At 62.9% G+C, this 20,273-nt stretch carries 23 protein-coding genes and 1 tRNA gene; 14 read left to right on the forward strand and 10 right to left on the reverse strand.

The features are described 5' to 3' along the window. Positions 1–5 precede the first annotated feature (5 nt). From HOP58_RS10630 to glp, 5 genes are all read left to right on the forward strand, one after another. Positions 6–941: a histone deacetylase family protein gene (locus tag HOP58_RS10630; RefSeq protein ID WP_234260265.1), complete on the forward strand. Its 936-nt coding sequence runs from the start codon at positions 6–8 to the stop codon at positions 939–941. A 100-nt stretch (positions 942–1,041) separates the two neighbouring features. Next, complete coding sequence (locus tag HOP58_RS10635) at positions 1,042–1,674, forward strand: XRE family transcriptional regulator (protein WP_010628570.1); 633 nt, start codon at positions 1,042–1,044, stop codon at positions 1,672–1,674. Positions 1,675–1,729: 55 nt separating this feature from the next. After that, positions 1,730–2,050 (forward strand): DUF1244 domain-containing protein, encoded by a 321-nt coding sequence (locus tag HOP58_RS10640; protein WP_010628569.1) that lies wholly within the window; start codon positions 1,730–1,732, stop codon positions 2,048–2,050. Then, a complete protein-coding gene (moaB, locus tag HOP58_RS10645; RefSeq protein WP_010628568.1) occupies positions 2,047–2,568 on the forward strand; it encodes a molybdenum cofactor biosynthesis protein B in 522 nt (173 codons plus the stop codon). The genes HOP58_RS10640 and moaB overlap by 4 nt, the downstream gene beginning before the upstream one ends. Continuing rightward, a complete protein-coding gene (glp, locus tag HOP58_RS10650; RefSeq protein WP_234254020.1) occupies positions 2,561–3,769 on the forward strand; it encodes a gephyrin-like molybdotransferase Glp in 1,209 nt (402 codons plus the stop codon). Before moaB ends, glp begins: the two co-directional genes overlap by 8 nt. Positions 3,770–3,806: 37 nt before the next feature. Here glp and HOP58_RS10655 read toward each other — a convergent pair whose 3' ends face one another. Next, the gene (locus HOP58_RS10655) at positions 3,807–5,183 is read right to left on the reverse strand and encodes an FAD-binding oxidoreductase (RefSeq protein WP_234260266.1); all 1,377 of its coding nucleotides are present in this window, start codon (positions 5,181–5,183) and stop codon (positions 3,807–3,809) included. 198 nt (positions 5,184–5,381) lie between these two features. Between HOP58_RS10655 and HOP58_RS10660 the strand changes: the two genes are divergently transcribed. The 6 genes from HOP58_RS10660 to HOP58_RS10685 all read left to right on the forward strand — a co-directional run bounded on the left by HOP58_RS10660 (position 5,382) and on the right by HOP58_RS10685 (position 11,701). Then, the gene (locus HOP58_RS10660) at positions 5,382–6,098 is read left to right on the forward strand and encodes a FadR/GntR family transcriptional regulator (protein WP_010628565.1); all 717 of its coding nucleotides are present in this window, start codon (positions 5,382–5,384) and stop codon (positions 6,096–6,098) included. 35 nt (positions 6,099–6,133) lie between these two features. After that, the gene (locus HOP58_RS10665) at positions 6,134–7,090 is read left to right on the forward strand and encodes a LysR family transcriptional regulator (protein ID WP_234254018.1); all 957 of its coding nucleotides are present in this window, start codon (positions 6,134–6,136) and stop codon (positions 7,088–7,090) included. Between the two features lie 142 nt (positions 7,091–7,232). Continuing rightward, positions 7,233–8,756, forward strand: coding sequence for an amidase family protein (locus HOP58_RS10670; protein WP_026038140.1), 1,524 nt, complete (start codon positions 7,233–7,235; stop codon positions 8,754–8,756). A gap of 9 nt (positions 8,757–8,765) precedes the next feature. After that, a complete protein-coding gene (locus HOP58_RS10675) occupies positions 8,766–10,049 on the forward strand; it encodes a TRAP transporter large permease (protein WP_010628562.1) in 1,284 nt (427 codons plus the stop codon). Positions 10,050–10,077: 28 nt separating this feature from the next. Further along, entirely contained in the window at positions 10,078–11,061 is a 984-nt protein-coding gene (locus tag HOP58_RS10680; RefSeq protein ID WP_234260267.1) for a TRAP transporter substrate-binding protein, read from the forward strand. An 85-nt stretch (positions 11,062–11,146) separates the two neighbouring features. Continuing rightward, positions 11,147–11,701 carry a TRAP transporter small permease subunit gene (locus HOP58_RS10685; RefSeq protein WP_234254014.1) on the forward strand — a complete coding sequence of 185 codons (555 nt, stop codon included), beginning with the start codon at positions 11,147–11,149 and terminating at the stop codon, positions 11,699–11,701. On the opposite strand, the gene HOP58_RS10690 is transcribed toward HOP58_RS10685, so the two are convergent. From HOP58_RS10690 to HOP58_RS10720, 7 genes are all read right to left on the reverse strand, one after another. Then, the gene (locus tag HOP58_RS10690; protein ID WP_234254013.1) at positions 11,670–12,239 is read right to left on the reverse strand and encodes an ACP phosphodiesterase; all 570 of its coding nucleotides are present in this window, start codon (positions 12,237–12,239) and stop codon (positions 11,670–11,672) included. The two genes, HOP58_RS10685 and HOP58_RS10690, sit on opposite strands and share 32 nt — an antisense overlap. An 8-nt stretch (positions 12,240–12,247) precedes the next feature. Further along, the gene (locus HOP58_RS10695) at positions 12,248–12,601 is read right to left on the reverse strand and encodes a TusE/DsrC/DsvC family sulfur relay protein (RefSeq protein ID WP_010628558.1); all 354 of its coding nucleotides are present in this window, start codon (positions 12,599–12,601) and stop codon (positions 12,248–12,250) included. Further along, positions 12,601–12,891 carry a sulfurtransferase complex subunit TusB gene (gene tusB / locus HOP58_RS10700; protein ID WP_010628557.1) on the reverse strand — a complete coding sequence of 97 codons (291 nt, stop codon included), beginning with the start codon at positions 12,889–12,891 and terminating at the stop codon, positions 12,601–12,603. The genes HOP58_RS10695 and tusB overlap by 1 nt, the downstream gene beginning before the upstream one ends. Before the next feature lie 27 nt (positions 12,892–12,918). Next, positions 12,919–13,296, reverse strand: a complete 378-nt coding sequence (gene tusC, locus HOP58_RS10705) for a sulfurtransferase complex subunit TusC (RefSeq protein ID WP_234260268.1) — start codon at positions 13,294–13,296, stop codon at positions 12,919–12,921. Between the two features lie 13 nt (positions 13,297–13,309). Beyond that, positions 13,310–13,702, reverse strand: coding sequence for a sulfurtransferase complex subunit TusD (tusD, locus tag HOP58_RS10710; protein WP_010628555.1), 393 nt, complete (start codon positions 13,700–13,702; stop codon positions 13,310–13,312). A 71-nt stretch (positions 13,703–13,773) separates the two neighbouring features. Then, positions 13,774–14,442 (reverse strand): Bax inhibitor-1/YccA family protein, encoded by a 669-nt coding sequence (locus HOP58_RS10715; RefSeq protein ID WP_010628554.1) that lies wholly within the window; start codon positions 14,440–14,442, stop codon positions 13,774–13,776. A gap of 109 nt (positions 14,443–14,551) precedes the next feature. Further along, positions 14,552–14,995 (reverse strand): NUDIX hydrolase, encoded by a 444-nt coding sequence (locus tag HOP58_RS10720; RefSeq protein ID WP_234260269.1) that lies wholly within the window; start codon positions 14,993–14,995, stop codon positions 14,552–14,554. A gap of 75 nt (positions 14,996–15,070) precedes the next feature. On the opposite strand from HOP58_RS10720, the gene HOP58_RS10725 reads away from it, so the two are divergent. Then, a tRNA-Ser gene (locus tag HOP58_RS10725) sits at positions 15,071–15,160 on the forward strand. A 302-nt stretch (positions 15,161–15,462) separates the two neighbouring features. Next, positions 15,463–16,881 carry a sodium:proton antiporter NhaD gene (gene nhaD, locus HOP58_RS10730; RefSeq protein ID WP_234260270.1) on the forward strand — a complete coding sequence of 473 codons (1,419 nt, stop codon included), beginning with the start codon at positions 15,463–15,465 and terminating at the stop codon, positions 16,879–16,881. 61 nt (positions 16,882–16,942) lie between these two features. On the opposite strand, the gene HOP58_RS10735 is transcribed toward nhaD, so the two are convergent. Beyond that, a complete protein-coding gene (locus HOP58_RS10735; protein WP_141638609.1) occupies positions 16,943–17,125 on the reverse strand; it encodes a hypothetical protein in 183 nt (60 codons plus the stop codon). Between the two features lie 10 nt (positions 17,126–17,135). Continuing rightward, a complete protein-coding gene (locus HOP58_RS10740) occupies positions 17,136–18,842 on the reverse strand; it encodes a potassium/proton antiporter (protein WP_010628551.1) in 1,707 nt (568 codons plus the stop codon). A 134-nt stretch (positions 18,843–18,976) separates the two neighbouring features. Between HOP58_RS10740 and HOP58_RS10745 the strand changes: the two genes are divergently transcribed. After that, positions 18,977–20,266, forward strand: a complete 1,290-nt coding sequence (locus tag HOP58_RS10745; RefSeq protein WP_234260271.1) for an ABC transporter substrate-binding protein — start codon at positions 18,977–18,979, stop codon at positions 20,264–20,266. Positions 20,267–20,273: the final 7 nt, after the last annotated feature.

Raw genomic sequence — 20,273 nt, forward strand, 5'->3', positions numbered from 1 at the left:
TTCATATGATCACGTCGTTCATTTCGCATCCCGACTGCGACCTTCACCATATGGGCCCGGAGCACCCCGAAAGCCCCCTGCGTCTCGAGGCCATTCGCGCCCGCCTCGCCCTCAGCGGCCTGTTGCAGCAGACCATGCAGTCGGAAGCGCGCCCGGCCAGCGAAGAGGAGCTGGCCAGGGTCCATCCGCTGCGCCACCTTCGCGCCCTGGACAAGTGCGTTCCCGAAACGGGTATCGTCACGCTGGACAGCGATACTCTGATGAACCCCGACAGCCTGAGCGCCGCCCGGGTGGCCGCTGGGGCGGTGATCCGCGGGGTCGATCAGGTCTATCGCGGCCAGGCCGACAACGTCTTCTGCGCCGTCCGCCCGCCCGGCCACCATGCCGAGGCCACCGACGCCATGGGCTTCTGCTTCTACAACAACGTCGCGGTCGGCGCCGCCCATGCGCGTGCTCGCCACGGCGTACGCCGTATCGCGATACTCGATTTCGACGTGCACCAGTGCAACGGCACCATCGACATCTTCAAGGATGACCCCGACATCCTGATCTGCACCAGTTTCCAGTACCCCTTCTATCCCTGGCGCTACCTGCGTAGCGAGTGGCAGAACGTGGTCAACACCCCCCTCGAGGCCGGTACCGACAGTGCGGCCTTCCGCAAGGCGATCGAGGACGATTGGCTGCCGGCGCTGCATGCCTTCAAGCCCGAGCTGGTACTCGTCTCGGCCGGCTTCGACGCGCATCGCGAAGACCCCCTGGCCGAGCTCTGCCTGGAAGACGAGGACTACTACTGGATCACCCGGCTGGCGCTGGACATCGCCGCGCTGTACGCCGACAACCGCCTGGTCTCGGTGCTCGAGGGCGGCTACGATCTGGATTCTCTGGGGCGCAGCGTAGAGGCGCACGTCAAGGCGCTGCTGGGGCTTCCCTTCGAGCAGTGAGGCGTCGGCGCCAGGCAAACCAGGGGCGTGTTGGTGCGAGGCACGCCGTCCCTTCTGTGGTACGCTTTGAGAAACTCTGTTTCCAATAGTGAACCGATCCATGCCCGCCAATACCGATCAGCAGGCTGCACTGCGCATCGCCTCGGGACGCAAGCCGTTCGTCGAGCCCCTGCGCCTGGGTGAACGACTCAAGGAAATTCGCCTGTCCAACCAGTGGACGCTGGAGGATGTCAGTCAGCGCACGGGGCTGGCCCGCTCCACCCTTTCCAAGATCGAGAACAACCAGATCTCGCCGACGTTCACCGCGGTACAGAAACTCATCAACGGTCTGGGCATCGATCTTCCCCAGCTGCTTACCCCACCCAAGGTGCAGACACGCACCATGGGACGCCGCGACCTGACCCGTCAGGGCGAAGGCGAGCGCCACCCGACCCCCACCTACGAGCATGAGCTGCTCAGCTGCGAGCTGGCCCAGAAGCGCATGATCCCCTTCAAGACCATCGTGCGGGCACGCAGCTTCGAAGAGTTCAGCGAGTGGGTGCGTCACGACGGGGAGGAGTTCCTGATGGTGCTGGAGGGCGAGATTCTCCTCTATACCGAATTCTACGAGCCGCTGCAGCTCTCCCGCGGCGACAGCATCTATTTCGACAGCGACATGGGCCACGCCCTGGTCTCGGTGAGTGAAGAGGATGCCGTAGTGCTGTCGGTCTGCACCCGCGGTGATGCCGTTTGAGCCCACCGGCGCAGCAGTTTTGCTATCCTGAGGCGATTTCAACAGGAGCTAACGTATGCAGCATCTCGACGACGCCACCCGCACTCAGCTCGAGGCCGCCGCTTTCCGCCGCCTGCTCCGGCATCTGGACGCCAACAAGGACGTGCAGAACATCGATCTGATGATTCTCGCCGACTTCTGCCGCAACTGCCTGTCGAAGTGGCTGGTGGCCGCCGCCGACGAACAAGGGGCCGAGCTCGACTACGAAACGGCCCGCGACTACGTCTATGGCATGCCCTACGAGGAGTGGAAGGCCAAGTATCAGCTCAAGGCCACGCCGGAACAGCTGGCCGCCTTCGAAGAGCGCCAGGCCCGCAAGCAGGAGTCGCAGGCATGAGTGAGGCGATGATCCCGCTCAACGTAGCGGTACTGACCATTTCCGATACCCGCGACTTCAACAGCGACCGCAGCGGCGCCCTGCTCGCCGAGCGTTTGACCGAAGCCGGGCACCGGCTGGCCGAGCGCCGCATCGTCATCGATGACGTCTACCGCATCCGCGCGGTGGTATCGGAGTGGATCGCCGACCCCGAAGTTCAGGTGATCCTGACCACCGGGGGCACCGGCTTTACCGGCCGCGACTCCACCCCCGAGGCGGTATCGGTGCTGCTGGACAAGCGTATCGAGGGGTTCGGCGAGCAGTTTCGTCAGCTCTCCTGGCAGGAGGTCGGCAGCTCGACCATCCAGAGCCGCTGTCTCGGTGGCCTGGCCAATGCCACGGTGATCTTCTGCCTGCCAGGCTCCAGCGGGGCTTGTCGCACTGCCTGGGACGGGTTGCTCGCCGAGCAGCTCGACAGCCGCCACAAGCCGTGCAATTTCGCCAATCTGGTCATTCCCGAACGAGGCCAGCATGTCTGAACTGCAATCCGTCGAGGCGGCCCTGGCTGCCCTGCTCGAGGGTGTCGTCGCCGTCGATGCGGAAATCGTCGACTGTGCCCAGGCCAGCCGTCGGGTGCTGGCCGACGAGGTCGTCGCCCGGCTCGACGTGCCCCCGTTTCACAACAGCGCCATGGACGGCTATGCCCTGCACCATGCAGATGCCGGTCAGCGCTTGCCGATCGTCCAGCGGATTGCCGCCGGTGTCTCGCCGCAGCCGCTCATGCGGGGCACCTGCGCGCGCATCTTCACCGGGGCCGAGCTGCCGCAAGGCGCCGACTGCGTGGTGATGCAGGAGCAGGTCGAGGTCGTCGGCGACGCCGCCGACATCCCGGCTCAGGTGCCTGCCGACAATAACGTGCGCCACCGCGGCAGCGACGTGGCAGCCGGTGCGGTGCTGCTCGAGGCCGGCCATCGGCTGGATGCCGCCGCGCTTGGGCATCTGGCCAGCCAGGGCGTGGTCGAGGTGGCGGTGCGGCGACGGCCGCGGGTCGCGCTGCTCAACAGTGGCGACGAGATCGTCGAGCCTGGCCAGCCTTTGGCAGCCGGCCAGATCTACAACACCAATCGGCCCATGTTGAAGGAGCTACTGGAGCGCTTCGGCGCCGAGGTCACCTTCATCGCCTCGATGCCCGACGACGCCGAAGGCACCCGGGCCATGCTGGCGCTGGCCGCGGACCAGGCCGAAGTGGTCGTCACCACCGGTGGCGTCAGCGTCGGTGAGGAAGACCACGTCAAGAACGCCATCGAAGACATCGGCCGGCTCGATCTGTGGCGCCTGGCGCTCAAGCCCGGCAAGCCGCTGGCGCTGGGCCGGCTCGACGCCAGTGACGGGCGTGAGGTTCGCTTCGTCGGCCTGCCCGGCAACCCGGTCTCCAGTTTCGTTGCCGCCTGGCTGTTCCTGCGGCCGCTGATGGGCGCCCTGCTCGCCTGCCCCGCCCTGGCCACGCTGCCCACCCTGAGCGCGCGGGCCGACTTCTCCACCCGTACCGGACCGCGGCGGCACTACATGCGGGTGGCGCTGAACATGACGCAGGGCGAGCTCACCGCGCACGCCTTTCCCGATCAGGGCTCCGGTGTGCTCTCCTCCTGCGTGAAGGCCGATGCGCTGGCGGTGGTGCCGGCCGATGCCCAGATCAACCCAGGCGACAGGCTCGACTGTCTATGGCTGCGGGTCGATTGAGTTCAGGCGCTAACTAACTCAGGCACTACATCAGGCACTACAGCGAGAAAACTCTACCGGGGTTGAGCAGATTCTTGGGGTCCCAGGCACGCTTGAGGCTTCGCATGAGTTCGACCTCGGTATCGCTCCGGCTGCGGGCAAGCCAGGCCTTCTTCTCCATGCCGATGCCGTGCTCGGCCGAGACCGATCCTCCCACGTCGAGCAAGGGTGCATATACTGCCTCGTCGCTTGCCAGGTGATCGGCATCCTGGCTCTCGGGCTGTATGAAGAGGTGCAGGTTACCGTCGGCGATGTGGCCGAACTGGATGCAGCGCGCATCGGGCCAGCGCGCGACGATCCGCTGCCTGACGGCTTCCGCGTAGCCTGCCATCGCCCTGATCGGCAGGCTCACGTCGTAAAGAAAGGTGGTTCGCCCCGCGAGCATGGCCTCGAAGTTTTCCCGGATTTCCCATAAGGCGTGCCGCTCGCTCTCGGATTTTGGAATCACGGCATCGACGATCACGCCAGATTCGAGAGACCGTTCGAGCAACTGTTCGAAATGCAGCGAATCTCTTTCGACATCGGCACCTTCTGCCTGCAGCAGAACATAGAACGGATACTCCCGGCCCAGTGGAGACGGGTGCCCACCCGGCTCGGTAGCCGCATGGTAGTAGCTGTTCCACATCACCTCATAAGCGCTGAGTGTGCCAGCCAGGTCTCTCTGCATATCCGTCAGCAGCTGCGTTACCGCCTCGAAGGAGGTCAGGGCGGCGAGAGCCGTATTGCAACTCTTCGGCAAGGGATGAAGACGCACTACCACTCGGGTCACGATCCCCAGCGTACCTTCAGTGCCGATCATCAGGTGCTTGAGATCGTAGCCGGCATTGTTCTTGAGCACTTCGTCCATGCTCGACATCACCGTGCCGTCGGCGAGTACCGCTTCCAGGCCGAGGATCTGGCTGCGCATCATGCCGTAGCGCATCACGCTGATGCCGCCGGCATTGGTCGCGACGTTGCCGCCAATGGTGCAGCTGCCGCGTGCCCCCAGGTCCAGTGCGAACAGACAGTCGTGCTTCCGTGCCGCCTCCTGAAGGGCCTGCAAGGTGACGCCCGCCTGGACCGTCGCACTACCACCGACCGGGTCGATGGACTCGATGGCGTTCATGCGCTCCAGCGAGACGATGACCTCTTCGTTCGAGGCAACCGCGCCTTGTACGCACCCCGTCAGTCCGCCCTGGGTCACGACCGGTTGGTCGTGGCGATGGCAAATCTCGAGCGCCTTGCTGACCTCCCCGGTGGTACGCGGCTTGACCACTGCTAGTGCCTGGGTCGGGGATGCGTCCCAGTAGCTCGTGGCACGCTCGGCGACCCGAGCGCCATGCAACACGGCCTGCTCGCCTAGAGCATCGATCAGAGCTTCAATCACGGGTTTCATTGTATTTAGGCTCCCAGAGTCATTCGAGCAATTAACGTCAGCGCTAACGTCGCATGGATGGCGAAAACCTATATGATAGGTTGTGCCTAACATATGCCAGGTGTTGGAGGGATGCAACCAGACGGGAGCCCAGCGGTGTGGCATCATAATCGCAACACGGCCGACCTGCCCGGCATGACGACAGTCAGAGGATGGCGAATGACAGTGAAGCGCGGAAGCGAAGAGGCTCCCGAGACGATGGTCGATAAAGCGATGCGCAGCATTCTCGATCACATTCATCGACAAGGGTTGATGGCAGGCGATCCGCTGCAGAGCGAGGCCTACTTCATCGAGGCCCTTGGCGTCAGCCGTACCGTAGTGCGTGAAGCGTTCAAATCGCTGGCCGCCATGCGAATCCTCGAGATGAGTGCCGGTCGCCGTACACGCGTGGCAGCATTCGACGACACTGCCATTGCCCTCACCTTGTCTCACGCCCTGCGCACCGAGCAGCTCAATCCTCAACAACTGCTGGATGCGCGACGCGCCATTGAGCTGCGCACCGTGGAATTGGCCGCGGGTCGACGCAGCGAGGCCGAGGCGAGAGAACTGCTCTCCCTGGTCGAGCGGATGCGGACGTCGTATAACGAAGTCGAGGCCATGACCGAGGCCGACATTGCCTTTCATGTTGCGGTGGCGCAGGCGACACGCAATCCTCTGTTTCCGGTACTGGTATCGTCCCTGACCACGGCCATGCATGACACCAACACCATCGTTTGGCGCTATCGCACGTCAAGCACCGCGCGCGAAGAGGTCGTGGCTCTGCATGGAGCCATCGCGCAGGCGATAATGGAACGCGATCCCGATGCGGCTCGCGCGGCCCTGGAGAAGCACTTCGAAGTCGCCTCGCAAGGCCTGATCCTCGCTGGCTTCAATTAGTCGTTGGATGAGTGACCCAAGTCGAGAGCACCGAGATGCCGGAAACCAACCAGGACATCAAGCGCTTCTTCAAACAGACCCTGAAGCTCAGACATCTGCGTACGATTGCGCTGCTGGCCGAGATGGGACAGGTGAGCCGGGTCGCTCAGGAGTTGAACGTCACTCAGCCTGCCGTTTCCAAGCAGATTGGCGAGATCGAGCGAGCGCTGAAGATTCCCATCGTGCAGCGACAGGGCAATCGCATCGTCTTGACGCCTGTCGGCGAGAGGCTGGCGACTCACGCCAGGGAGATCGTGCAGCAGATCGAACGGGCCGAATTCGATGTCGATGCCGTGCATCGCGGGCTCGGTGGCCGTGTCGTCGTCGGTGTCGTCACCTCGATTGCCCCTACCCTGCTGCCGGAGGCGATACGGTTGTTGAAAATCACCGCTCCGCCTGCCGTCGTCTCGGTCGTGGAGGGCCATTTCAATCAGTTGCTGCCGATGCTGGAAAGCGGCGGGCTGGATTTGTTGATCGCCCGAGTATGGGAGCCTGTGTTCCGCGAGGGTATCGAGCAGGCCACCCTGCTACGCGAACCCGTTCTGCTGGTGGCCGGCGTGCAGCATCCATTGGCCGGGCGTCAGGAGATCGAATGGAAGGATGCGGTCGCCTGGCCATGGATCAGTCCGGCCGCGGGATCGCTGGCACGACAGGCCATCGATGCTTTCCTGGCCAAGTCGGGGCTCGCATTTCCATCCGGTCATGTGGAATCCACATCGCTCCCGCTCAATATCGAGCTCATGCGGATCTCCCCCTTCATCAGTCTCATGCCCCAATGGCTGGCACGGCACCATGCGGGAAAGGGCGACCTGACCATTCTGCCACTACAAATGGAAGGCGTGCTCTCCGAGGCCCGTTGCTACTGGAGGAAGGAGTCCGCCAACGCGACGTCCAATCTCTTTCGCGAGTGTCTGGAGCAGGCCAGCCGCCAGGCGCGTTTCGCTCCTCTGTAACGGTGGCGCGCGAGCTATCGTTTCATGGCATTACCATTTGGTAATGCGCTGCCGGCAAGATTTCATTGGTTTGCCCCCGCTCCGCTGCGTACGCTCGAGTCATGACAAAAAAAAGACTCTCGGCTCAGGTGGGGCGTATTGCATGTCTTCAGATAACCTGACGTCCGCGTCAGCCAGCGAACTGATGCGTTTGATGGGACTGGGAGAGGTGTCTCCCATCGAGCTCCTGGCCTCCTGTATCGAGCGGATCGAACGCCTGAATCCGGCCGTCAATGCCGTCACTGCCACCTGCTACGAACGGGCCCGTGCAGAGGCGCGCGAAGCGGAGCATCGGCTGCGTCGTGGCGACAACGTCGGTCCCCTGCACGGCTTGCCTATCGGCATCAAGGATCTCCAGGAAACGCAGGGCCTGCTCACGACCTATGGCTCTCCCCGCTTTCGGGACCATGTTCCTTCCGCCGACCACCCCTTGGTGGCCTCGCTGCGCCGCGCCGGGGCAATCGTGGTCGGCAAGACCAACGTGCCGGAGATGGGCGCCGGTGCCAATACCCGAAACCCGGTATGGGGGGCCACCGGCAATCCCTTCAATCCCATGCTGAATGCCGGAGGCTCGTCAGGCGGTTCGGCGGTAGCGCTCGCGCTTGACATGCTTCCCCTCTGCACCGGGTCGGACACCGGCGGGTCACTGCGTATTCCGGCCGCACTGTGTGGCATCGTGGGCTTTCGCCCCTCTCCGAATTTGGTCCCGCACGCGACTCGCCCCCTGGGCTGGTCCTCGATATCGTTGCTCGGCCCCATGGCCCGCAACGTTGACGATCTCTGCCTTCTGCTTCGCGCCATGATCGGGTACGACTCTCGCGACCCGCTCTCGACGAGCAACGATTCCGCCCCCTTCGGTACATTCGATCCGCCGCAATTGCGTTCGCTGCGTGTCGGCTACACCGAAGACTTCGGCGTCTGTGCCGTCGATAACGATATCCGCAAGGTGTTTCGCGAGCGCATGGCAGCGATTGCTCCTCTGTTTGGCGAGTGTCGTCCGCTCGATTTCGACTTGGGTGAGGCTGATCAATGCTTCGACGTCGTGCGTGCCGAAAGCTTCGTTGCCGCTTTCCATGACGATTACAGGCGAAACCCGGAACTTCTGGCCCCGGCCGTCAAGGCCAACTACGAGCTCGGCGCATCCATGTCCCTGGCGGACCGGGCCTGGGCGCATGCTGAACAGACACGCATCTTTCGCAGCTTCCAACGGACGTTGGCCGATGTGGATGTGGTGCTTGCCCCGGTAACCCCAGTGACTCCCTTCAGCTGGCAGCAGGCCTATGCCGAGCGCATCGACGGCATTCCGCTCGCCACGTACTATCGCTGGCTGGCACTCACCTATGTGGTCACATTGGCCAACAACCCGGCCCTGTCGATGCCGTGCGGGCTCGACCATGCCGGCATGCCATTCGGCATGCAGGTGATCGGCCAGTTCAGGGGAGACGCCCAATTGCTGCAGGCTGCCCGAGCCATCGAGCAAGCCTTCGAATCGCTACAGGCGACACGGCGTCCGAAGCCGGATCTCGCCAGGCTTTCCGAGCCCACACCGGAGTTGAAGTCCATCGTCACGTCGCCGCCCGGTTCGGACGATGGCCACTCCGCGACGTCGGCATCCGTTCCCGTCTAGGAGTCAGTCATGGCCTACGTCATTGCAGCCTTTATGGTATTCCTCACCACCGGGACAGCGTTTGCCTATCTGATGGGGGCAACCGCGATCCTTGCTTTCATTGCGGCGGGCTATCCCCAGTATCTGGCCATCGTTCCCCAACGTATCTTCTCCCAGTTGGATGTATTCGCCTTCATGGCAATGCCGCTGTTCATCCTCACTGGCGAGCTGATGAACCGCACCGGGGTAACGCGAGCCTTGATCGATCTGGCGATGGCCCTGCTGGGACGTCTCAAGGGTGGGCTGGGACACGTCAACATCATGACCAGTCTCTTTTTCTCGGGTATATCGGGCTCCGCCGTGGCCGATGCAGCGGCGGTGTCGAATACCTTGATCCCTGCCATGCGGGAGCGTGGCTACTCGCCCTATTACGCCGGCGCCATCACGGCGGCCTCCTCCATGATCGGACCGATCATTCCACCCAGCATCATCATGATCATTTATGGCGGGTTGACCGGCACTTCGGTGGCAGCGCTATTCGTTGCCGGCATCCTTCCCGGTCTGCTGCTGGCCTGCATGCTGTTCGGCATGAACGGCTGGCTTGCTCGCCGAGAGAATCACCCTGGTGGAGACACCATCGAAGTACCGCCTCTTCGAGCCAGCTTCCTGAAGGCCGCCCCTGCCCTGGCCATCCCGGTCATCATCCTGGGCAGCATCGTTTTCGGCCTGACCACGCCGACCGAGGGTGCCGCACTGGCAGTCGTGGCTGCCATTCTTGTCGGCAGGCTGCTGGGCGCCATGACGCCCAAGCTCTTCTATGAAGCGGCAGAGGCAACGGCCCGTTTGACGGGCGCGATATTCATCATTCTGTGTGCCATTGCGGTACTGAGCTATCTGGCAGGGCTGCTCGGCTGGCCGCAGTTGCTGTCGGGATGGGTGGAGTCGGCGGGACTCACCGGGACTCGCTATCTCATCCTGCTGATCGGGGTGCTGTTGATTGCCGGGATGTTCATGGACACCCCGGTGGCGCTCACCCTTCTGGTGCCACTGCTCGCACCTACGGCCCTGCTTCAGGGGATAAGTCCGGTACACCTGGGCATCGTGGTGTGTTTCAACCTCTGCATCGGCTTGATAACGCCGCCCCTGGGCAAGTGCCTCATCGTGGTGGCGGCTATCGCCAAACTCGACTATTGGCGGCTTGCCCTGGCAACCCTGCCGTTCATCGCCGTGCAGATCGTCACCCTGTTGATGATTGCATTCTTTCCTGAGATCAGTCTGTCACTGCCTCGGATATTCGGCTTCAAAGTGGATTGACCATAATAACCACAAGAGGAGACATGCCATGAAACTGTTGCAAAAGCTGGCTTTGGCCGGTGCCCTGCTTGCTCTGACCACGGCAGCCTGGAGCAGTGAGATCAAGGTTGCCCTCGACAGCCCGCCGGACCTAGAGAAGTCAGGCTCCTATGTGTGGGCGCACCATTTTACCGAAGCGCTCAATCAACGGGGCCTGAGGGCCAGGGAGTTGCCACGTGACGCCGTCGGAGGTGAGGCGGAAAAGCTCGATCAGATCGCAATGGGGCTGTTGGAAGTATCGCTGTCGGATGTGAATTCCGTCGCGCGAATCGACCCCTTCATCTTCGGCGTGCGACTGCCTTATCTGTTCGATGGCGTGGCCCATATGGACCGGGCCTTGGTCGAAGGCGAGGTGTTGAATCGCATCAATGACGACATTGCCCATGCCAGCGTTCGATTGCTGGCGATCGTGCCGCTCGGGCCGCCCTCGGGCATTATCACGACACGCAAGGCCGTCACCACGCCCGATGACATGTCCGGTCTGAGGATGCGCGCCCTCGACGATGCTCAGATCGCCCTCTACAGGGCCTGGGGGTCCAATGGCACCATCGTCTCCTGGGGGGAGGTCCCGGCTGCCCTGCAGACAGGAATCGTCGACGGCTACATCAATACGCCGCTCGTACCCATCATGTTTGGCCAAACTGACATCGTGCGCTATTACACCGATGCCAATGTCATGAATGCGTTGCGCGCCGTCCTGGTGTCGGATGACTGGTACCGGGGCCTGAGCGATGAGGAGAGAGGCATCGTCGATGAGTCCGTCGAGGTTGCCAACCAGGCCAACCGCGACTGGCTGGAGGAGGTCACGCCCAAAGCGCTGGCGGAACTGGAAGCTGCCGGCGTAGAGGTCATGGTGTTGTCGGATGCGGCGAGAGAGAGATTCCGTGAACTGTCACAGCCTGTCTATCATGACACGACGCTGACAGCGGAGCAGGTGGAAACCTGGTCGGAGCTGGCCCAACGTACCCGCTGATTTCAGCGGGTAGGCTCCCCGGTACCAGGCTCAAACTGGCACCGGGGCTGGGTAATCGTCGTGTTCCTGACAGGGTGTGCCGAATATGTATCGCTCAATCGTCATTTTCAGTGACTGGCTGGACTGGCTGACACGGCGCCTGGCGGTGCTGTGTCTGACGGCCATGCTGGTGTTCGTGGCCATACAAGTCATTGCGCGTTATGCCTTCAGCGCACCACCATCCTGGACTGAAGAAATGGCCCGCTACATGATGGTCTGGAGTGGGCTGCTTGGTGCCACTCTCTCCTTCAAGTCGAAAGACGATCCGGCACTCTTCAAGGATCCCTGTCACGACAAGGGGAGCCCTTGGTGGCAGCTCACGGCACTCGTGCGCGGCACGGCAGTGCTTATTTTTCTGGTGCCGATCATCTATTTCAGCATCTTCGGCCCGGGGATGGATACGACACGCGGATTCATTGCACGACAGGCCCGGCTCAGCGCAGATACGCTCGGGTTTCCGATGTCCTGGGTAGCAATGGCAGTGCCGATCTGCGCCGCGATCATCCTGGTTCATCTGCTGGCGCGAGCCTGCGAGCTGAAAATGGCGGAGTCGACCCGTATGAGCCGAATCAGTGGGCAGGAACCTCGAGGGCCTCGGTGACCGCCGGCCACAGCCGGTCGAAGTCGCGCTGCAGGTTGCCGTAGTCCGTCTCGAGCCAGGGCACCAGGGCAGCCAGCCGATTGGGGCCCGACAGGCGGTTGCCGATCCCCCGCACCGCATCGCAGGTGAAGCTGAAATCGGCGTAGCGGTGCAGCCAGTCCTGGGCGACCAGGGCCGGTATCATCCGCTCCAGGCGTGTCGGTGCGGGACGGTGACTCAGCACCCGATAGCTGCGCAGCACCAGACGCGACTCCTGAGTCTCGAGCTCGAGTTCACGGGCCACGAAATGATCCCATAGCAGGTCCAGCGCGATGCCGGCATAGCGCCGATACTCGGCAGGCGCGCGCCTGCGCGCCGACAGTACGATCGGGTGAGCATCGACGAAGGCATCGACCCGGCGATGATGGCGAATCCCCAGCGCCACCTCGGCAGGCCAGCCGGAAAGGTCGCTGCCCTTGACCCCATCGGCGATCAGATTACCGTAGAGAAACTCATCGCTGCCGCCGCGGGCAAGCCAGGCGTGGGCCAGGAAGTTCATGTGGGCCGTCAGAGGCAGTTGGCAGGTTTCGGCAGCCCGGCAAGGCGAGCCGTTACCTTGGCGGGGCTGTCGGGGAACAGGCGCATCAGGTGCAGCGAGCGACCCTTCTCCGGCCCCAGAGCCAGGCCCACCGCCTTGACCAGCGGGCGCATGGCCGGTGAGGCCTGATAGCGGGCATAGAAATCTCGGATCACCTCGATCACCTCCCAGTGCTCCTCGCCGAGATCGCGTCCCTCCTCGGCGGCCAGGGCCTCGGCCACGGCCGGCGTCCAGTCGCTGAGCTCGACGAGGTAGCCTTCCGGGTCCAGGGCGATGCGTCTGTCGCCGACGTTCAGGTAGCGTGCAACTTCGGTGGAAGCCATCAGAACCAGCTCACCGTCTTGTCGGCTTCTTCGGTCAGGGTGACGAAGCCATCCACATCGACGACCTGAACGACGGCGTCGCACTGGCCCTCGAGCCCGCGTGCGTGCAGGTCCTCGCGCAGCGCGAACAGACGCCCCTCAACCTGTTGGAAATGACGTACCTGGGACGTCAGTGCACCCAGCACGCCATCTTCGACCAGCAGCAGGCGGTCCGTGTCGCTCATGGCGGCGAGCGTTTCGCGATACACCAGGCTCGAACTGGGCGGTCGGTTGAGAATATGCAGGATCATGAAGCCTCACAGTGGCATCGAAGCCTATCAGAAAGTCAGGATCTGCTTGTGGCCGGCAAGTAGCTCGGGAATCACTGCGGCGGGGATTCCCGAGGCCGGGAGTTGCAGATCCTGCTGGGTCAGGCCGAAGCTCGCCAGGGCATCCTCGACGAAGTACAGCGACTCGATGTCGTACATGGCCAGCATGTCCAGGGTGGGCGCAGTGCTCTTCTGGCCCAGCGGTCCGGTCTGCTGGCCACGGGCCAGGGCCAGTACGCCATCGCTCTGGAACAGTAGCGTCACCGACTGACCGAAAGCCGCGGCCACCAAGGCCGCATCCAGACCTTCGCGCAGCCAGCTGCTGCCATGTGGTGCGTGGCGCAGGATGACCAGCAGGTCTCCGGTGGCAGGGGCGTGTGACGACATCCGTTCGTTCTCCTCAGGGGGCGAAGGTCACCAGGCGGTCGACGCTCTGCCCCAGGTCGATCAACTGACCGAGCCCCGTCAGTTCGAAGGGGGGCTCGACGCTATGGCCGTGCTTGCCATGGCGGTTGGCCTCGCGCTCGTCGAGCATGCCGCGGCGCAGGGCGGCGGCAATGCACACCTGCAACTGCGTGCCATGTTCGGCATTGAGTGCGCACCAGGCATCGTAGAGGTGCGGTTCGTCCTGAGGCGGTGCGGCCAGGCGGGCGGCGTTGTATACCCCTTCATGATAGAAGAAGACGCACTCCAGGCGGTGGCCGCGGGTCAGCAGCGCCGAGGCAAAGCGCAGCGCGGAATGGGACGCCTGGCTGCTGTAGGGCGCTCCCTGGACGAGTAGAGCGTAGCGCATGGCGGTACCTGTCTGCTCAAACGCGCAGGCCCCGCATCAGCGGGGCCCGGCGATACCCTCGTGATCGGCGATCAGTCGTTGCTCATGATGCCGAGCAGCGCCAGCAGGCTGACGAAGAGGTTGTAGATCGAGACGTACAGCGTGATGGTGGCGAGGATGTAGTTGGTCTCGCCGGCGCGGTGCACGATCTCGCTGGTCTGATAGAGGATGGCGGCCGAGGCGAACAGCACGAAGCCGGCAGATACCATCAGCATCAGGGTGGGGATCTGGAAGATCAGGCCTGCGACCATGGCCAGGATCAGCACGATGGCGCCTGCCATCAGGAAGTTGGCCAGGAAGCTGAAGTCCTTCTTGGAAACCAGTGCCACGGCGGAGAGACCGATGAAGGTCAGACCGGTCATGGCCAGTGCGTTCATGATCAGCGCGGCGCCGTTGGGCAGGGCCAGGTAGGCACTGAGAATCGGGCCGAGGGTAAAGCCCATGAAGCCGGTGAAGGCGAAGGTGGCCAGCAGGCCGGTAGCCGAGTTGGCGGTCTTGTGGACCAGGAACATCAAGCCGTATGCGCCGATGAAGAACACGAAGATGTTCATCCGCTCGACGCCCATGGCCATAGCGGCACCCGCTGTGACGGCGGAGAACAGCAGAGTCATCGCCAGCAGCGCGTAGGTGTTGCGAAGAACCTTGTTGGCGCTGACGGCCTGGGACGAGTGCTGGGCCACATGTGTGTCGTGATAGGCCATTGATCGAGAGCTCCCTGTAGTTGATCTTGGTTGATCTCAGCAGTGGACCAAGGATGCCGTCGGTTGGTTCCCGACGCAAGTCCTTAGTTCTACAACGCTCAACGCATCTTCATCGCGAGTATAGTTCTTCATACAGCGCAGCGGCCACCCACCGGGTGTTTTCGCACAGCTCCGGTTCTTGCGCTATCTGCCTGCGGTCGAGCCAGCGAATTTCACTGGCATCGTCGCCGGCGACCGCCTCTCCGCCGAGCCACCGGCAGCTCACCACGACGATCACGTAGTGGTACAGCAAGCGTCTCTGGGCATCATGCTGGATCTCCTCGACGGCTGTCATAACACGCTCCGCCTCGGCCTCGACCCCGGTTTCCTCGCGCAGTTCGCGCACGGCAGCCTCGAACAGCGACTCACCCGGTTCCACGCGGCCGCCCGGCAGTGCCAGCCGATTGGCGTTGGGCGGCTTGGTGCGTCGCACTACCAATACCCTGCCCTGCTCGATCGCCGCCGCTGCGACGGCGACGATGGGGCCAGTTTGTGTTTCGCGCGGGGCTGACATGACGACTCCTCGGCGGTAACGCAGCGATGCTCTTGACCTTATGAGCATAACTGGTAATATTCGCCCCCGTGAGCCGGAGGGATGGCAGAGCGGTTGAATGCACCGGTCTTGAAAACCGGCAAAGGTGAAAGCCTTTCCAGGGTTCGAATCCCTGTCCCTCCGCCACCTAGTCTTTAGAATCAAGCGCCTGCGGGCGCTTTTTTCGTTTGCCCGCCATCCCGCCCAACATCAAGCAGATAGGCGACATGCTCACTGCATGCCGCCTATCTTCGCCCAGCCACCAGTTCGATGTGCTGGCGAAGCCGAATTCGGACGCTCGCCACCTCTATTGCGGTGCAATATGAGGTGTTAGAATAATGGCGTTTTTCATCCCTCCCCTACTACTCCATCCAGGAACTCAATCCATGCCTATCGGCTTTTGTTCCCTCGCCAGACTCCGGGGCCTCTCCCGGTGGTCAGGCATCGCTATGCTCGCTCTTCTCGCTATGTCCTTCAGCCCGGCCGCGCTTGCCGTCACCGGGAGTATCCCGATGACCGGCTCGATGGTCGGTTTCCTGGCAGTCCTGATCTTCGTGCTGGCCTACTCCCTGGTCATGGCCGAAGAGAAGCTGCACATGCGCAAGTCGAAGCCGGTGCTGGTTGCCGCCGGCTTGATCTGGACGATGATCGGCTGGGTCTACGTGCAGGCCGGCATGCCCGACCAGGCCGAGCACGCCTTCCGCGAAACCCTGCTCGAGTTCACCGAGCTCATGCTCTTCCTGCTGGTGGCGATGACCTACATCAACGCCATGGACGAGCGCCGCGTTTTCGATGCCCTACGCTCATGGATGGTACGCAAGGGCTTCAGCTACCGGCAGCTCTTCTGGCTGACGGGCGTGCTGGCCTTCATGATCTCGCCTATCGCCGACAACCTGACCACGGCCATGCTGATGTGTGCGGTGGTGACCAAAGTGGCCGAGGGTGACAAGCGCTTCATCAACCTGTGCTGCATCAACATCGTGGTGGCCGCCAACGCCGGTGGTGCATTCAGCCCGTTCGGCGACATCACCACGCTGATGGTATGGCAGGCCGGCATCGTGCAGTTCTATGAGTTCTTCACGCTGCTGATTCCTTCCATCGTCAATTTCCTCATTCCCGCGGTGGTGATGAGCTTCTTCATCAACAACCGCAAACCGGAAGGCGTGTACGAGGACGTCTGGCTCAAGCGCGGTGCGCGCCGCATCATCGCCCTGTTCCTGCTCACCGTGGCCACGGCGGTCGCCTGTCACACCCTGCTCCACTTGCCGCCCGTGCTGGGCATGATGACGGGCCTTGGATACCTGCAGTTCTTCGGCTATTACCTGCGCCGCAGCCTGCCGCGCTCGCTGGAGCGCAAGCGTGCTCGCTACACCGCCCGTGGCGATGAGCGCAAATTGGCGCAGTTGGGCAGCGTGGTGCCCTTCGACGTGTTCAATCGCGTGGCACGGGCCGAGTGGGATACTCTGCTGTTCTTCTACGGCGTCGTGATGTGCGTGGGCGGCCTGGGCTTCATGGGTTATCTGGGCCTGCTTTCCGAGGCGCTCTACCTGGGCTGGAACCCGACCTGGGCCAACATCGTGCTGGGGCTGGTCTCGGCGGTGGTCGACAACATTCCCGTGATGTTCGCCGTGTTGACCATGCAGCCTGACATGTCCCATGGGCAGTGGCTGCTGATCACCCTGACGGCCGGTGTGGGTGGCAGCGTGCTGTCGATCGGCTCCGCTGCGGGTGTCGCACTCATGGGCCAGGCGCGTGGCAACTATACCTTCATGGGCCACTTGCGCTGGGCGCCGGTGATCCTGTTGGGCTATGTGGCCAGCATCGCGGTTCACCTATGGCTCAATGCGGCCAGCTTTGCCATCGGCTGAGTAGTCGCTGGTAAGACGCAAGACGGGGCAGCTTGGCTGCCCCGTCTCGTATCTGTCGCTGTCATAGAGAAATGAGTGTCAGAAGATGAGCATCAGCAGGCCGATGACCACCAGCAGGCCAATGAGAAAGATGATCCCGGCGGTACTTGCCAGAAATTTGAGCATGTGACGTCTCCTTGTCGATGCCGATTGTGGTTACGAGAAGATAGAAGCCGCCTTCCAGTGCTGCAAGCGAAGCGGTCATGGCTTGGGGGTCAATAGAGGCGCAAGCCGACCCGGGTTACCCGATTGCCGTCCATCTCGCTGACCACCCAGTGAATGCCGTGCCAGTCGACGTCGTCACCCACGACGGGATGGCCGCCCACCCGCAAGGACACGAACTCGGCCAAGGTCATCTCACTCTCTCCGGGGCTCAGGGTCAGGCCGTAAACGCTGGCGATATCCCGCATCAAGGCATCGCCATCGAAGGTGAAAGTGCCGAAGAAGGCACGCTCCCGCTTCAACTTGGCATCGCCGCTGAACAGCCGGTTGAGCGCCGGCAGATCCTCGCTGCGCCCGATGACGCAAATCACGTCGCCAAGCTTCAGGCGCGTGCTGCCCTTGGGGTGCAGCATGGCGTGTTGGCGAAACAGTGCGGAAATCACCGCGCCCGAGGGAAAGCGCAACAGGCGAATGGGGACGTCGTCGAGATCCTGATTGTCCACCTTGTAGACGAACATCTCGTAATCGTTTTCCGGCAGGATACCGAGCGGGCCGCGATTGTTGGGGGTCACGCCAACGGGCACCTCCACCTTGGTCCAGCGTGCCATCAGGGGTAGCGTGCCGCCCTGAATCAGCAGCGAGAGCAGAACCACGGCAAAGGCGACGTTGAAATAGAGCGCGGAATTCTCCACCCCGCCGATCACCGGGAAAATGGCCAATACGATGGGGACCGCTCCTCTCAGGCCGACCCAGGAGATGAAGCCGATTTCCCGCCAGCGGAAGCGAAAGAACGGCTTGACCGTCACCAATACCGCCAGCGGGCGGGCGATGAAGATCAGCACCAGCGCCACCAGGGCAGCCGGCAAGGCGAACTCGAGCAGCCCCGATGGGCTGACCAACAGACCCAGGATCAGGAACAGCCCGATCTGGCTCAACCAGGCCAGGCCATCATGCACGGGCAGAATGAAGTTGAGATGGCGCCCCGGCTGGTTGCCGATCATCAACCCGGTGAGATAGATCGCCAGGAAGCCGCTGCCGCCGAGGAAGCTGGTGGCACCGAAAACGCAGAACCCAAGCCCCAGTGCCAGCAGTGAGTAGAGCCCAGGGGCGAGATCCAGCCAGCGCAGCAGTTTGGCGCTCAGCCAGCCGCCGCCCACCCCGATCACCAGGGCCAGGCCGAACTGCAGCGCCATGAACGTTGCCGTCGAACCCAGCCCGCGGATGTCGCCTACCAGTAGTTCGACGAGCAGCACGGTCAGGAAGATGGCCATGGGATCGTTGGTGCCGGACTCGATCTCGAGCGTTGCGCTGACGCGCTCATTGAGATGCACGCCGCGACCGCTGAGCATCGAGAAAACCGCCGCGGCATCGGTGGAACCGACGATGGCGCCGACCAGTAGGCCCTGGACGAGCGTCAGGTCGAAGATCCACATGGCGAACAGGCCGACGATGGCGCTGGTAACGAAAACGCCGAGCGTGGCGAGGGAGAGCGCCGGTCGAAAACCGACACGGAACGTCTTGAGGCGGGTGCGCAGCCCGCCATCGAGAAGGATCATGGCCAGCGCGAGGTGACCGATCAGGAAAGCCAATGAATAATCGTCGAACTGAATTCCCAGAATACCGTCTTCGCCAGCCAGCATACCCAGCCCGAGGAAGATCAGCAGCAGCGGCAAGCCCACCATCGAAGAGATACGGCTGGCCACGACGCTCAAAGCGATGAGAAAGCCGGATAACAGAAACAGCGTATTGATGGTGTCCATGCATGACCTCGAGCCGGAATGGCTCCATTATGCCATGCCGCCCATACTCTCGCAGGGCGGTCTCAGCTAGCCATGCCTGTCATGACAACGATAAACTGGTCGCTTACTGAAGATTACACATGCTTTGGAGCGCCATGGCCAAGCCTGATCGCAGCACCATGATTCGCATCCTGGCAGTGGCGTTGACGACTGCCCTGCTGTTGCTGCCGCTGTTGCTGCAGGCCGAGCCGGCTGCGGAAGAGGCGGAGCCCCTGCCCGCGCCGCCGCTGGAAGTCGAACTCGAACTCGACACTGAGGTCACGGTATTTCCCACCCTGGTCATCAGCGAGGCCATGGCGCCGGATGGCGCCGTGCCGCTGGTCGAGGCGCCCCCCGTCGTCGAGGGGACCGGGGTCATCGGGCACCTTCTGCCAGAGGCACCGGGCGCGCTCGACGAGCACGAGGAAAGCTCGAGCGAGCCCGCGCCGGACGTGCCAACGGTGGTCACTGCCCCGGCCGATCCGATTGTACCGCCACCCACCACCCAACTGAGCGTGACGCTGGACTGGTACCTCAATCCCCAGCACGCCACCCTGCTGATAGCACGTGAAAAGGGTATGTTCCTGCGTCGCGGACTGGACGTGGCGCTGGTGGTGCCGGCCGATCCCAACGTACCCGCCAAGCTGTTGGCTGCAGGACGAACCGACCTTGCGTTGGGGCGCCAGACCCAACTGCATCTGCTGGTCGATAGCGGCATGCCGCTGGTGCGTATCGCCACCCTGATAGCGGCCCCCGTCTCGGGGCTGATGCTGCGTGCCAATGCCGATTCGGAGAAACAGGACTTGGCCGTGGAAGGCATGCGCATCGGCTATACCGATGCCGATGGTCGCGATGCCATGCTGCAGAGCGTGCTGAGCGAACTGCTGGGAACGGTCAACGGATTGGATCTGGTGGAGTTGAAGGACACCAACTACGCGATGCTCGATGCCATGCGCGCCCAGGACGTCGACGGCATGATGATGCATCATCGCTATCTGCTGCCGCGCCAACTGGCCGACGAAGGCATATTTACCCACACCCTGCCGATCGAGGAGTTCGGCCTGCCGCTGCATGATGGCTTGATCCTGATGGCCAACCGCGATCAGCTCAATGGCAAGCGCGATGCACTGCGCCGCTTCGTCTCGGCACTGGAGGAAGCGGCGCTGTGGATCGTCAACCATCCCCGGGAGGCGTGGGAGTTACTGGAAAAGGCCGAACCCGCCCTGGCCGACCCGATCAATCGGGAAGCCTGGGCCGGCATCGCCCCGCGCTTCTCGCTGCAACCGGCGGCCGTGGACAAGGGGCGCTATCTGCGCCTCGAGCAGTACCTGCTGGAGGCCGGCATCATCGAGGTGCCAACACCCCTGGAGCGGCTCGCGATAGACCTGGGTACGGCCACTCCCTAGCCGATGC

The sequence above is a fragment of the Halomonas sp. MCCC 1A11062 genome (assembly GCF_021404355.1).
GTDB lineage: Bacteria > Pseudomonadota > Gammaproteobacteria > Pseudomonadales > Halomonadaceae > Halomonas > Halomonas aerodenitrificans.